Annotated in this window: 14 protein-coding genes and 1 other annotated feature; of the genes, 9 read left to right on the top strand and 5 right to left on the bottom strand. The window is 70.4% G+C overall.

Annotated elements, in window-relative coordinates; all coding sequences use genetic code 11:
- Window positions 1-15: 15 nt before the first annotated feature.
- The 3 genes from JOF36_RS38880 to JOF36_RS12255 all read right to left on the bottom strand — a co-directional run bounded on the left by JOF36_RS38880 (window position 16) and on the right by JOF36_RS12255 (window position 3212).
- Complete coding sequence (locus JOF36_RS38880) at window positions 16-297, bottom strand: MDR/zinc-dependent alcohol dehydrogenase-like family protein (protein WP_245350803.1); 282 nt, start codon at window positions 295-297, stop codon at window positions 16-18.
- 287 nt (window positions 298-584) lie between these two features.
- A protein-coding gene (locus JOF36_RS12260) for an IS3 family transposase (RefSeq protein WP_307862339.1) occupies window positions 585-1843 on the bottom strand; the annotation gives its coding sequence in 2 pieces (ribosomal slippage) (window positions 585-1543 and window positions 1543-1843; 1260 coding nt in all).
- Window positions 1428-1559: a sequence feature (AL1L pseudoknot), on the bottom strand. It overlaps the preceding gene by 132 nt.
- Window positions 1844-2045: 202 nt before the next feature.
- The gene (locus JOF36_RS12255) at window positions 2046-3212 is read right to left on the bottom strand and encodes an IS701 family transposase (protein WP_210026869.1); all 1167 of its coding nucleotides are present in this window, start codon (window positions 3210-3212) and stop codon (window positions 2046-2048) included.
- A 292-nt stretch (window positions 3213-3504) separates the two neighbouring features.
- Here JOF36_RS12255 and JOF36_RS12250 point away from each other — a divergent pair, with 292 nt between their 5' ends.
- The 3 genes from JOF36_RS12250 (at window position 3505) to JOF36_RS12240 (ending at window position 6653) form a co-directional block, all read left to right on the top strand.
- Window positions 3505-4599, top strand: a complete 1095-nt coding sequence (locus tag JOF36_RS12250; protein ID WP_307862211.1) for an IS110 family RNA-guided transposase — start codon at window positions 3505-3507, stop codon at window positions 4597-4599.
- Window positions 4600-4989: 390 nt separating this feature from the next.
- Window positions 4990-6135 carry an MFS transporter gene (locus JOF36_RS12245; protein WP_210026868.1) on the top strand — a complete coding sequence of 382 codons (1146 nt, stop codon included), beginning with the start codon at window positions 4990-4992 and terminating at the stop codon, window positions 6133-6135.
- A gap of 299 nt (window positions 6136-6434) precedes the next feature.
- Window positions 6435-6653, top strand: coding sequence for a hypothetical protein (locus JOF36_RS12240; RefSeq protein WP_210026866.1), 219 nt, complete (start codon window positions 6435-6437; stop codon window positions 6651-6653).
- 831 nt (window positions 6654-7484) lie between these two features.
- Here the strand turns inward: JOF36_RS12240 and JOF36_RS40065 are convergent.
- Window positions 7485-7895 (bottom strand): ANTAR domain-containing protein, encoded by a 411-nt coding sequence (locus tag JOF36_RS40065; protein ID WP_210026864.1) that lies wholly within the window; start codon window positions 7893-7895, stop codon window positions 7485-7487.
- 102 nt (window positions 7896-7997) lie between these two features.
- Between JOF36_RS40065 and JOF36_RS40835 the strand changes: the two genes are divergently transcribed.
- Window positions 7998-9350: a LuxR C-terminal-related transcriptional regulator gene (locus tag JOF36_RS40835; protein WP_307862338.1), complete on the top strand. Its 1353-nt coding sequence runs from the start codon at window positions 7998-8000 to the stop codon at window positions 9348-9350.
- Window positions 9351-9382: 32 nt separating this feature from the next.
- Here JOF36_RS40835 and JOF36_RS12225 read toward each other — a convergent pair whose 3' ends face one another.
- On the bottom strand, window positions 9383-9547 hold the full coding sequence (locus JOF36_RS12225) for a hypothetical protein (RefSeq protein WP_210026863.1): 165 nt from the start codon (window positions 9545-9547) through the stop codon (window positions 9383-9385).
- A gap of 387 nt (window positions 9548-9934) precedes the next feature.
- Between JOF36_RS12225 and JOF36_RS12220 the strand changes: the two genes are divergently transcribed.
- The 5 genes from JOF36_RS12220 to JOF36_RS12200 all read left to right on the top strand — a co-directional run bounded on the left by JOF36_RS12220 (window position 9935) and on the right by JOF36_RS12200 (window position 13058).
- Window positions 9935-10492: a proton-conducting transporter transmembrane domain-containing protein gene (locus JOF36_RS12220; protein WP_245350802.1), complete on the top strand. Its 558-nt coding sequence runs from the start codon at window positions 9935-9937 to the stop codon at window positions 10490-10492.
- Window positions 10493-10545: 53 nt separating this feature from the next.
- Window positions 10546-10989, top strand: a complete 444-nt coding sequence (locus tag JOF36_RS12215) for a DUF6153 family protein (RefSeq protein ID WP_210026861.1) — start codon at window positions 10546-10548, stop codon at window positions 10987-10989.
- Between the two features lie 85 nt (window positions 10990-11074).
- Window positions 11075-11710, top strand: coding sequence for a DUF305 domain-containing protein (locus tag JOF36_RS12210; protein WP_210026859.1), 636 nt, complete (start codon window positions 11075-11077; stop codon window positions 11708-11710).
- Between the two features lie 293 nt (window positions 11711-12003).
- Window positions 12004-12144, top strand: a complete 141-nt coding sequence (locus tag JOF36_RS12205; protein WP_210026857.1) for a hypothetical protein — start codon at window positions 12004-12006, stop codon at window positions 12142-12144.
- Complete coding sequence (locus tag JOF36_RS12200) at window positions 12144-13058, top strand: F510_1955 family glycosylhydrolase (protein ID WP_210026855.1); 915 nt, start codon at window positions 12144-12146, stop codon at window positions 13056-13058. The genes JOF36_RS12205 and JOF36_RS12200 overlap by 1 nt, the downstream gene beginning before the upstream one ends.
- Window positions 13059-13105: the final 47 nt, after the last annotated feature.

Below are 13105 nucleotides of genomic sequence, written 5' to 3'. Positions count from 1 at the left end.
CGGGGTCGGGAGGTCTCAGGGTTGGAAGACCGAGCGGCCGCAGCCGTCCTGCTTTCTCTTGAAGATGTCGTAGCCGCGGGGGCCCTCGTCCAACGACATGACGTGGGTGGCGAGGTGGCTGGTGGTGATCTCGCCCCGGGACATGCGGTCGAGCAGCATCGGGAGGTAGCGCTGCCCGTGCTGCTGGGCGCCGCGCAGGGTCAGGCCTTTGTTCATCAGCGCGCCGAGCGGGAACTTGTCGACCAGTCCGGCGAACACCCCGAGGGAGAACACCGATCCGCCCTTGCGGCAGGCCATGATTGCCTCGCGGATCGCGAGGGGGCGGTCGTTCTCCAGGCGTAGCTGTTGTTTGACCTGGTCGTAGAGGTATTCCGGGCCGTGGGTGTGCGCTTCCTGGCCGACGGCCTCGATGCATACGTCGGGTCCGCGGCCGCCGGTGCGCTCGCGTAGTTCGGCGCCGACGTCGGTGCGGCTGTAGTCGAGGGTCTCGGCGCCGATGTGGGTCGCGGTGGGTCGCGGTGGGTCGCGGTCATCGCCAGGCGTTCGGGTAGCTGAACCGTCCTGGGTTCGCGAGAGGCTGAGGTTCAGGCCGCCTCGCCCCGTTGGGCGACCGTGTCAGCATACAACATTTCACGCTCGATAGGCGAATCATAGTCGATGGATGAGTGGATTCGCTCCTGGTTATACCATCGAACCCACTCGGCCGTCTCTCGCTCGAGTTCGCGCAGTCCGTCCCAGTTCCGGTCGACCGCGTACGGTCCGACCAACTCGGTCTTATACAGACCAATCGTCGACTCCATCAACGCGTTGTCGAGCGCATCTCCGACCGTCCCGATCGAGCCTGCGATACCCGCCTCGCGAAGTTCCTCGGTAAACGCCAGGGCAGTATATTGCGATCCCGCATCCGAATGATGAATCAACCCGTCAGCTGTGAAGTTGGCCGACTCGCGACGTCGCGTCGCCAACGCTTGCCCGAGCGCGCCCTGCACCAGTGGCGTCGTCTTCGCAGTCGACACCTTCCACCCGAGAATCCGACGCGAATACACGTCAGTCACGAACGACACATAGCAGAACCCGGCCGCAGTCCACACATATGTGAAATCCGCTACCCAAATCGCATCCGGGCGCGTCGGCGCACTCCAGCCACGGCCGACCAGGTCAGGATGCCGCGGCGCCCGCAGGTCACGAGTCGTGGTCACCACCCGGTGCGACCCGCGCCGCACCCCTTGGATGCCCGCGATCCGCATCAGTCGGCCGACCTGATCCCGCCCCACATCCAAGCCGGCACGACGGGCCGCGCGCCACAACTTCCGCACTCCGTACACCCGCTTGTTCTTCCGGAACAGATCGACAATCGCGTTCACCAAATACGCTTCCTCGAGCTCAGCCGGCCGCACTGGACACACTCGCCACTTGTAGTAGGTACTCGGAGCGATCTGCATCCCGTACTCGCTCAGCAGGGCACAAATCGACTCGACTCCGAAACGGTCACGATGACCGTCAACGTACTCGCAGATCAGCGAAGTTTGCGGTCGAGTTCCGCTTGGGCGAAAAACGCGCTCGCCGTCTTCAGAATCTCGTTCGCCCGCCGCAGCTCTGCATTCTCCTGCCGCAACCGCCGCAGTTCTTCAGGATCGGGATCGGCAACCGTCGGCCCCGCTGTCACCGACGGGTCATACTCTGCCTCGACCCAATTCCGGATCGTCGCCGGGTTGATTCCCAGCAACTCACCTACGTGCCGGCGCGCAGCCAGCTTGGACTCACCGTGATCACGCAGACGGCCCGTGTACAGGCGCACGGCGCGCTCACGCGTCTCCGCATCGAACTTCCGAGGTGCAGGCACTGGTCCAGTCTCCTTGCTAGTACTGCAACGGCAGTTCGTGCTCACGGCGGTCGGTGGCCTCGACGGCGGTAGTGACACTCGCGTGCCTGGTGTTGGCGGCGTCGGCGCCAGTTCGACCAGCTGATCGCGCTGCTCACGCAGACGACGGGGGCGAGGACGAGGTTGGCGAGCAGGCGGCGGATCTCGTTGCTGCTCAACGGGATCAGCCCGTCGTGACCGAGTCCGGGTCCCCCTTTTTGGCCTCCTGGGCGCGGGTGGCGGCGAGGTAGGCGGCGGCGAGCATCGCGAGGGTGACGTGGGCGTACCAGGCCCGGTACCCGCGAACCTGGTAGTGATCGAGCCCGGCCTCGTTCTTCGCGGTCTGGAAGCACTCCTCGATCGCCCACCGGGCCGCGGCGACCCGGATCAGCTCGGGCACCGGCGTCGCCGCGGGGCCAGCGCAGCGGTAGAACGCCAGCTCAGGGTCCTTGCCCGGTTCCGGGTCGATCTGGCGGCGGACCAGCAGCCAGTGGCCCCACCCGGCGGGGAGTCCGTCGGCCTTCGCGGTGACGTGCAGCGCGAGGACGGTCCAGTCGTAGAGCCGTTCGCCGTGCGCACCCGGACCGGCCGAGCGTCGCTCCCACGCCCCGGCACCAGCGAGTGCGGCGAGGTGCTTGGCCTGGTGGCGGCGCCCGTCGGGGCAGGTCAGCTTGTCGTCGCTGCGGGTGGCGAGCACGAACGGCACCGCGCGGGCGGCCAGCCAGGAGCGGAAGGTCCGGTTCTGCCCGAACGCCTCGTCGGCGGTGACCCAGCCGTGAAGGACCCCGGCGTCGTGCGCGCGAGCGAGCATGGCCAGGGCGAGCTGCGGCTTGGTCGCGAACCCCACCTCGGCGGGCACCCCGACCGCCGCGCACCGATCGGCGTCCTCGGTCCACGAGGTCGGTAGGTACAGCTCGCGGTCGACCAGCGCCCGACCCCGCGAGCTGCCGTAGGCGAGGAACACCCCGAGCTGACAGTTGTCGATCTTCCCGCTGGTGCCGGTGTACTGGCGCTGCACCCCGGCCGAGCGCACGCCCTTCTTGATGAACCCGGTGTCGTCGGCGATCCACACCCCGGACGAGTCCCCGAGCTGATCCAGCACGTATCCACGCAGGTCATCACGCACCCCGTCGACATCCCAGTCCGCGGTCCGCAGTAGCCGCTGCATCCCGTCCGGCGACCCCGCGCCGGCGTGCTCGGCCAACGTCCAACCGTTCTTACGCTCCAACCCCGCGAGCAGCCCGCGCAGATACGCCCCGACCCGGCGGCGCGGCTCGACCCGCCGGAACCGTCCGGCGATCAGCTCCACCACCGCATCCAACGACGCGACCCACCCAGCAACATCAACCACGCGGTGATCATCACCGCCGGACAGACATCAGCCTCTCACGACACGCCGGAGTGCCGTTGCAGTACTAGATCAGAGCCTCTCCACCGTCCAGGACGATTCAATCACGCAGACGGCCCGTGTACAGGCGCACGGCGCGCTCACGCGTCTCCGCATCGAACTTCCGAGGTGCAGGCACTGGTCCAGTCTCCTTGCTAGACGGTATGGAGGCCTGGGCTGAGGCCTCCCGCATGTGAACGTGGGTTGCCGACAGGAGTGGGTCCTGGCGGTAGAGCCACAGATGTGGGAGGCCCCAGTGAGTGCGAATCGTACGAGTGTCGGGTTGGACGTGCACGCGCGCTCGGTCGTGGCGTGTGGGCTCGACGGGCGGACCGGGGAGCTGTTCGAGCGTCGGTTGACCCCGGATCACGGTGATGTGGCCGCGTGGGTGCGGTCGCTGCCAGGCCCGGTGGCGGTCACCTACGAGGCCGGGCCGACCGGGTTCGGGCTGGCCCGGTCCCTGGCCGCGGCGGGGATCGAATGCCAGGTCGCGGCGCCGTCGAAGCTGCAACGCCCGTCCGGGGACCGGGTCAAGACCGATCAGCGTGATGCCCGGCATCTGGCCCGGTTGCTGCACCTCGACGAGATCGTCGCGGTCGCCGTGCCGAGCGTGGAACAGGAAGCTGCGCGGGACCTGGTGAGGGCGCGGGAGGACGTGCGCGGGGACCTGATGTCGGCCCGGCACCGACTCTCGAAGTTGTTGCTGCGCCAGGGGATCGTCTACTACGGCGGTAAGCCCTGGACCGGGATCCACGATCAGTGGCTGCGCGAGCGCCGCCGGGATGAGGTGTTCACCGCGCCGGGTCTGGGGCTGGCCTTCGACATCGCCTACGACACCCTGCTGGCCACGCTGACGCGGCGCGAGCGCCTGGACGCCGCGATCACCGAGATGGCCGCGAGTAGCGAGTTCACCCCGGTGGTAACCCGGCTGGGCTGCCTGCGCGGGGTCTCGACGTTGACCGCGTTCGGGCTCGCCGTCGAGATCGGGGACTGGCACCGGCTGACCGGGCGTTCGATCGGCGCCTACCTCGGCCTGGTGCCCACCGAGTCCTCCTCCGGGGCGTCGCGGTCGCAGGGCGCGATCACCAAGACAGGCAACGGACACGCCCGCCGCCTGCTGATCGAGGCCGCCTGGCACCACCGTAAGCCGCTGCGGGCCGGGGTCGGACTGCGTCGCCGTCAGGACCAGGCGAGCCCGGCCGCGCGGGATCGCGCCCAACGGGCGAACCGGCGCCTGCACTCCCGCTGGGCCGGCTTCGACACCCGCCAAAAGCGCGCCGTGGTCGCCAACACCGCGATCGCCCGCGAGCTCGCCGGCTGGTCCTGGTCGCTGGCCGTCCTCGACGAGTAACCACCCCGGCGAGGACCACAGATGTCCGGATGAGCCCACTGGTGGTGACGGCAGCGCCTGCGAGCAGACCCGCGACTGACCTATGAGCAGCCCACTCCCCCAACCCGTCGCCGGGGAGCGGAGGTGGGGCCACGCTCGATCTCTAGACCCGCGGACCGCTCGAGCCGAACAGACCGTCCTGCGGTAACCAACCCGCGCATATCAGACTGACGACGCGTCGACACCGACACGCTCGCCACCACCACACCCGTCCGGCAACCGAGGCGGTGTCCACGACGACGGTCGCGGACACCGCCTCACCCTGCCCACTTGACAAACCGGCCTACATATCAGATCAGAGCCTCTCCACCGTCCAGGACGATTCAGTCCGAGCTGCGAGAGGAATCGACAATGGCCGAGCAACCCAGCGAGCCGCGGCCCTTGGTGGTGGGTGTGATCGCCGACCCGTCGCCGGCCCCGATCGAGGTGGCGTATCAGCTTGCCGAAGACCTGCCGGGTGTGCTGTCCGAACAATTGGTGCCCGACCGTTGGCAGGTTGACGTGCACCGGGATCAGCTGCCTTCCAGCGACAGCCGGCACACCGCGATGATGGATGTCGCTAGCGCGCGTATGCAGGAACACGGCTGGGACGTGGCAGTCTGCCTCACAGACCTGCCGCTTCGGGATGGCAAGCAGCCCATCGTGGCCGATCTGAGTAACAGCCGCCGGGTGGTCGTCCTCTCACTGCCCGCGTTCGGCGCGATGGCGTTGCGACGGCGGGTTCGCGGTGTGGTGGCACAGCTCATCGCCGATCTGCGGGGCCGGGGCGCACCGAGCGATCACTCCGAAGAACATCGCAAGCGTCGGCCAGCGTCCCTAGCTCACCAGTTCCGGCGGATCACCCCAAATCAGGACGGCGTCGACGCGCGGGTGTTGGCCTCGCGGGGCGGCGTCCGGCTGCTCATCGGCATGGTCCGTGACAACCGACCCTGGCGGCTTGTGTACGGGCTGACCGGACCGCTGGTCGGCGCCTTCGCCTTCAGCGCCTTCTACTTGATCAGCACTACCGTGTGGCAGCTCGCTGCCACCATGACCGCCGTGCAGCTCGTGGCTGCCGTGCTCGGCTCGGTAATGATCATGGTCGGCTGGCTGATCGTCTATCATCACCTGTGGGAAGACACCACGGGTCGGCCAGCCCAGGAGCGTGAGCAGGCTCTGCTCTTCAACGCCTCTACGGTGCTGACCCTGGTCATCGGCGTCGGCTGTATGTATGTGGCGCTGTACGCGATCAACCTGCTTGCGGCGGTGGTCGTGCTCACCCCGGAGGTGTTCGGGCAGTACGTCGGGCCGAACCTTGGTGTAGGCGCCTACGCGATTGTCATATTGCTGGTGACGGCAGCGGCCACCGTGGCCGGCGCCGTCGGATCAGGCTTCGAAAGCGAGGACTCGATCCGTGAGGCCGCCTACAGCTACCGTGAGCGCGAGCGACGCCAGGTACTCCGTGACACGCAGCGCGGTCGCGAGGAAGCCGAATCCGGCGGGGACCACCAGAACTGATCGAGCGCGTCATCTTGGGACCGCGGCCGTTGGATCCGCCCTGGAGAGATGGCACACCGTCCAGACGGCTGGGGCCGGGTAGTCGGCACCGGCGGCCGCGACCGGGCCGGAGGTGGTAGGGAGCGAAGCCGGCGTGGCCGGCTCCACGCTACCGGAGGCGGCGCCTTGAGCTCAACGAGTCGGATTCTGATAAAGCTCGAGCTCCGCCACGAGTTCATCGAGGGCTACGACGCCGCGTCCGCCACCGAGGGCGACGGCGAGGTCATCGGTCGCGGCGTTCCACTACTGGGGCGGCCCCGATGCCGTGCAGCGGCTGCGCGGCATGTTCGCCTTCGCGTGGCCGGTCCGACACCCTGTTCTCCGACGACGCCGCCGCGCTGATCCACCAGACCAGCCGCGGTTATCCCCGCGCGGTGAACAACCTCGCGCTCCAGGCCCTCGTCGCCGCGTTCGCCGCGGACAAGGCCATCGTCGACGAGTCCTCCACCCGAGCCGCGGTCGCCGAGGCGGCGCCCTGACGACCACCGCGCCACCTCGACGACCAGGCCCCGTCCGGCACCCCGCCGACGGGGCCTGATCACGTCCCCGACGTCTGCACCCTCAATGACGCCGTCGTCTGCACGCTCAGCGGCGGCCAACACGGTGATCATGCATCCGCCGGGTGAGGAGACCCAGTGGGACTAGGGTCAAGCTCCCTGATCCGCCGGCGTCGTGGAGTCTCGGGGCGCGCGCACCTGCTGGTCGGGTCGCTGGCGCACTCGGGCTGCTGGCGGGCGGTACTGGCCGGAGTCCGAGGACTTCCCGCACCTGGTCGAGGCCCTCGACCGCGTGACCCGCAGGCTCGGCGGGCTGACCCGCGGCTGGGTGGGCTGCCCCGGGGTTCACGGAGTCGAGTGGCGGTCGCCACCAGAGCCTGCCCGCACTGTGGCGAAGCCGTCTCCATCGTCGCGCTGCTGACGACCCCGCAGGCCGCACACAGCGATCACGCAGCCGCAGCAGGAACTCCACGAAATCGAACCCGGCCACCAACGTGTCGGCGCACCCGCCGAACGCCTCGGCAGCTCACCGGTCCGCACCTGCAGCCACCCCGCCTGTGCGTCCATGCGCCCTCCCGTGCTCGGGGGGTTGACGGCCGAGGGACGGCACCCTCACCCGACGCAGACCACGGCCGGGAGCCGTCACCTGAGACGGCCCCCGACCTTGTGGCCGACCGTTGCTCCCCCCGGCGACGGCGGCGTGACCTTCACCGTCCCACGCCGATGGTCCCGGCCACCCCGCAAATCGACAATCCTGTGGAGCCGATGAAGACCCCCCGGAGCAGCAGGTGTGGGGCTCGGGCCGGGGCAGGTCTATGCGGCCGCTACCACGGCACCGGCCAGCTCGGTGAGCCGGCGGTTGTGGTCGCGGGCGTAGTGGCGCAGCAGCCGGAACGCAAGGTCCGGGGCGAGGCCGAACCGTTCGGAGAGCATCCCGTTGGCCTGTTCGATGATCACTCGGCTGCTCACCGCGGTGTGCAACTGATCGATCAGGGTGGCCTGGTCGGACGGGTGGGGGTGGCGCAATACGGAGCCGGTCTGGGGCCGAATGGCGGTCGACGGGCCGCAGCCGGTTGTGTACCTACAAAGGACCGCTCCAGACCCCGGCGGGCATCGACTCCTGTCATCTCGATGCCCCGGGCTCGCTGAGCGGGCGGCCCCGGCGCAGAAGGGGGCCGTCCGTGTCCCGGACCCCGGCAATGACGCCGACACCACCACAAGCATCAACCGTCACCGAGACCACCCGAACCACCGGCGGCGTCACGAACACCGTCGATACCGTGCACGTCATTGTGGAGGCGCCGCACCCGCGGCTGCGGGTTCCGCGTGGCCGGGCGACTCGACCCGACAGCTGCGGCGCGGGTGCTGCGTTTGCTCGATGCCCAGCTCGAGCTGGTCGCCGCCGGCTACGCCGACACCGCCCAGATGGTGATCGACCTTGATGCGGTGACCAGTTTCGAGCGCGGTGGGCTGGCATCGCTGCGCCACGCCCCCTACACCGCGGCTCGGCGCTCGATCACCGTGTCCCTGTCCGGCTACGGTGCCCGCCTGCACCTGCTTCCCCTGCACGCCCGCCAGCTCCTCGCCGAGTTCGACACCTTCCCCACCCTTGAGGCAGCCACCCACGCCCTCATCCCCATCCCCAGCCCTGGCCCCGGAACCGCCCCTGACGACGGCGGCCACCCGGTCACCAACCCCGAACGCCACCCGTGGGCAGCGGGCTCTCAGCGCGCGCCCGGCGACGACGCGTGCGGTGGCACCGGAGAACGGGCGCCGCGCCGCCAGCGTGCCGGCAGCAGCCAAGCCGGCCTCATGACCGCGACCTCGGGCCCCAACCTCCCCGCCATTGCTCCAGCCTCGCCTCCGACCCGACACCCAGGTCCCGCCCACGCCCAGGCAGCCGACCTGAGTCGCGTCGTCGACCACCCGTCGGGGCCCGGCCGAACCGGGACACCCCGCGCCCCAGCACCAGCCGCGACGATCTGGGTCATCGACGACCACCAGCTGGTGGCCTCCTCGCTGGCCGGCAGCCTGCGCGTCGCCGGCCACGACGCGCGCACTCACCCGATCCGCTCGACCAAGGAACTTCTCGCCGCCACCCGACTGATCACAAGCGGCTTGGTGCTGCTCGACCTCGAACTCGGCCGCGACCCCGCCGGCCACCGGATCGACGCAGTCGCGCTGGTGCAGCCGCTGCGGGCATCCGGCTGGCAGGTGCTGGCGCTGGCCGACAACACCCCCACCGAGCGGGTCGGCGCCGCCCTGGCCGCCGGCGCCGCCGGCGCCATCCCCAAGACCGCGCCGCTGACTACCCTGCTGGCTGCTCTCCGCGACGCCCTCACCGGCCGCCCGGTCCACCCCGAGGCCCAGCGCCGCGACCTGATCGACCACCACCACCGCCACCAGCACGAGCACCACCACCTGCACGCCGCTTTTTCCGCCCTCACCGACCGCGAACACGAGATCCTCGACCTACTGGCTGCCGGACGGCGAGCCCAGGCCATCGCCACGCACTACACCGTGTCCGTGGCCACCGTGCGCACCCAGATCCGCGGCGTACTCACCAAACTCGGCGTCCACTCCCAGCTCGAAGCCGTCGCCCTCTACTCCCGACACCACCGCCCCGAACCTGACTACAGCCCCCTCCACACCGGCGGCTCGCCAGCTGAAGCACCGTGACATGTCGTCGACCTCACCGGCCGGCACACTCGTCACGGCCGGGCTGCCAGGCGGCTCGGCCGGGCGCCGGTGACCGGACCGGCGGCGGGGCGCCAGACCAACCACAGCGCCCGTCCGGCGTAGAACGCCGCGGTCCACCCCGCGACCAGTCCGGCCACATACAACACCGGCGAGATCGACGTTGTCGCGGCCTGCACGGCGTCCTTCCCGACCCACAACCCGAACGGTGGTAGCCCGGCCAACGCGGGCGCCCCGACGGTGACCGCGGCGCCGACGACCGGCAGCCGGCACGCGGCGCCCCGCAGACCACCGGTCCCGGCAGAACCGCGGCACTATCGGGCCGCCCCCGGCCCGGGACCAGTGCAGCAACGGTCCGGCACCGGCGCCGACGCTTTGGGCCGGCCGCCGGTGCAGGGTCTCGCACGGGCCTCCGACGGTCAGGTGATCGTGGTGGCGGTGGTGACCGCGATGGCGATGGGGTTCGCCGTGGTCACCACCATCGCATCCCCGCCGGCGCGGCCCGCGCCACCGCCAAGCTGGCCACACTGGTCACCGCGCACGGCGAACGCGGCGGCGCCCGCGCCTTGACTGGGATCGCCGACGGCGCTCGCGCGCTCGGCCGGGTCGCCCGGCACCCGCAGACCGGGCAGCTGCACCAGTACTACGCGCAGGCGTCGGTGGGGTTCTACTTCGCCGGCTACGCCGTCACCAACGTGGCCGCCTTCGCCGTGGTCGCCGCCACCGCCCAGCGCAGCATCGACGGGCACCGCGGACTGGCGCGCCGCGGCCCGTTGCTCGCGATCGCCCTCGTCGTCGCGCTGCTCCGGCTGGTCGGCCCCCCGACCGCGGTGTTGTTCGGCAAGCTCGCCGTGTTCACCGCGGCCGTCGACGGTGGCCTGGCCTGGCTGGTCGCGCTCGCCGTGCTCAACACCGTCGCCTCGCTGTTCTACTACCGGCGCGTCATCGCACCCGCCTTCCCCCCGACGACGACCACGGCACCGCCGGCCCCGTCGGCCACGAGCGATCGGGGACCCGGTCGCGCACCGTGGGCGCGGTGGGCCCCGTCCGGCACCGTTGCGGTGTCGTTGCTGCTCGGCGTGGGTGCAGGTGTGGTCCTGGCCGTGGTCGATACATCGACATGAACGGCGCGCACGGCCTGCACGGGCGGCGCAGCCACGCCGGTATCATGGTCGACATGGGCAACAGGCGACACGGACTGCAGCTGGTGCTGCTGATCGGGTCTGTCCTGTTCGGACTCGTCGGGATGCACGCGCTCGTCGTCCCGGCTACCGCCCCCGCCACGGATACCGGACATCAGGTTGCGATCGCGGCATCCGTGGCCGGACCCACCGACCACCGAGCCGACGCCGCGACCGCGCCATCTGCACCGGTGCCGGCCGCGGCCACCCATCACCCGATGTCGGCCGACCACGGCGAGCACGACACCCACCTGCTGCACCTGTGCCTGGCGGTGCTGGCCGCCGTCGGGCTCGCGCTGGTCGCGGCGTGGCTGCTCCTCGGGCGCCTGATGCTCCCGGTCTCGGTCACCCCGGCCCGGCAGCGGGCCCGCGACATGCCGGCCCAGCGACCACCGCCGGTCCCTCGAAGACTCGCTCAGCTCTGCGTGATGCGGACCTGATCGGCCCCCGGCGCGACAGAGCGTCGGACCCGGCCCGATCACCCGGCCCGATCACCCGTTCCGACACGGAGAGCCAGAACCACACATGAAGATCATCAACGTGGCCGCCGCGGCCACAGCACTGACTGCTGCCCTCGTCCTGACCGCCTGCGGCGGTGGGGAACCTGTCGGCAGCGCCGCGCCCGCAAACCCGGTGCCCGCCCCGACCAGCGCCGCCGCACCCGGCCCGACGATCTCGGCCGAGCACAACCAGGCCGACATCGCCTTCGCCCAGGGCATGATCCCGCACCACCAGCAGGCCGTGGAGATGTCGAAGCCGGCCACCGACCGCGCCGGCAGTGACGACATCCGCCGGCTCGCCACCGAGATCGAGCAGGCCCAAGGCCCCGAGATCGCCAAGATGCAGGCCTTCCTCACCGCCTGGGGCGCACCCGCACCGGGCGCCATGCCCGGGATGGACCACGGGTCGATGCGCGGCATGGACCACGGCGGCATGGCCGGAATGGTGACGCCCGACCAGATGAACCGGATCGAGCAGGCCAACGGCGCCGACTTCGACCGCATGTTCCTCGACATGATGATCGCCCACCACGACGGTGCGGTGCAGATGGCCCAGACCGAACTCGCCAACGGGACCAACCCGGAGGCGAAGGCACTGGCCCGACAGATCGTCGACACCCAGGAAACCGAGATCACCGAGATGCGCGAGCTCCTCGGCTGACAGTCCCCCGGCCGGGGTGAGCCGGCGCCAGCAGGTCGCCCTCACCTCGGGCCGATACGGGCGGGGGGTATATACGGTGTCCAGCATACCCCCCTCCCGTATCGACGAATGAGGCTGTCCGATGGCGAAGAACGCGAGTCGACCTGTGGCCCGAGGTCCGCTGTCCGCCGTGATCGCGGCCGCCACATCCGAGCCCGGCCGGGCGGTTCTGCGCTGCCTGCTCGGATGCGCGATGCGAGCGCTGCCTGCCCGCACACCCCCCTACGACCGCCGACGGCATGTGACGACGGTCGATGACCGCCGAGCCGCCGGACCGGACTCACCAACCACCGCGCAGCCACGACGGTCCCCACATCCTGCTCAAGGCTCGGCCCGCCGAGCTCACCGCGCTGCCGGAGCACGACCCGGCTGAAGAGAAGAGCCACCACTGCTGATGATCGACAGACGTCCCACACGCCGCACGAACCCCCACCGCTGCGGAACTCGATCCCGCCCCGCCTACGCCCTGCTCGCCGCAGGCATCGCCGTACTGCTGGCGGGCTGCGGCGGACCAGCTCAGCCGGCCACTTCCCCCACCGCTGCCGGCCTGTTCGGCCAGGTCGGTCACATCCACGGGGTCGGGGTCGACCCCGCCGACGGCGGCATCGTCATCGCAGGCCACCACGGTCTGTTCGGCCTCACCCCCGAGGGGACACTCGCCCCGCGCCAGGACTCGCCACAGACCGGCGGGCCGGATCTGATGGGCTTCACCGTCGCCGGGCCGGCGGCGTATCTGGCCAGCGGCCACCCCGCCCCCCAGGACACCAGCACGCCGAACCCGCTCGGCCTGGTCCGCAGCACCGACGGCGGTGCGACGTGGAAGCCGGTCAGCCTGCACGGCCAGGTCGACTTCCACGCTCTCGACGTCGACGGCACGAGCGTCGTCGGCCTCGACGCCACCCGCGGACTGCTGATGACCAGCAGCGACAGCGGACGAACCTGGCAGGAACGCGCCCCGCTGGCCGCCCTCGACGTCGCTTTGGCCCCCGGGGACGGCACCCGGCTCCTGGCCACCACCGAGAACGGAGTCATCGCCAGCCGTGACGGTGGTGCCACCTTCACCATCGTCGCCGACAGCCCGCTGCTGACCTACCTGGCATGGGCCGACGACGGCACCCTGTACGGGATCGGACCGGACGGAACTCTGCACGCCAGCACCGACCAGGGCGCAACCTGGCAGCGCCGCGGCGGCACCGAGAGCCCACCGCAAGCGATCACCGCCGAGCCCGGAGGCCGACTGACGATCGTGACCAACGGTGGCGTCGAGCACTCCACCGACGGTGGCGCCACGCTGCAGCGACTCGCCTGAGCGGCGGTCACCGATCGGCGAGACGCCACGGGATGTGGTCGTTTACC

This window comes from Pseudonocardia parietis (assembly GCF_017876315.1).
Taxonomy (GTDB): Bacteria; Actinomycetota; Actinomycetes; order Mycobacteriales; family Pseudonocardiaceae; genus Pseudonocardia; species Pseudonocardia parietis.
This window is presented reverse-complemented; position numbering and strand designations above follow the sequence as displayed.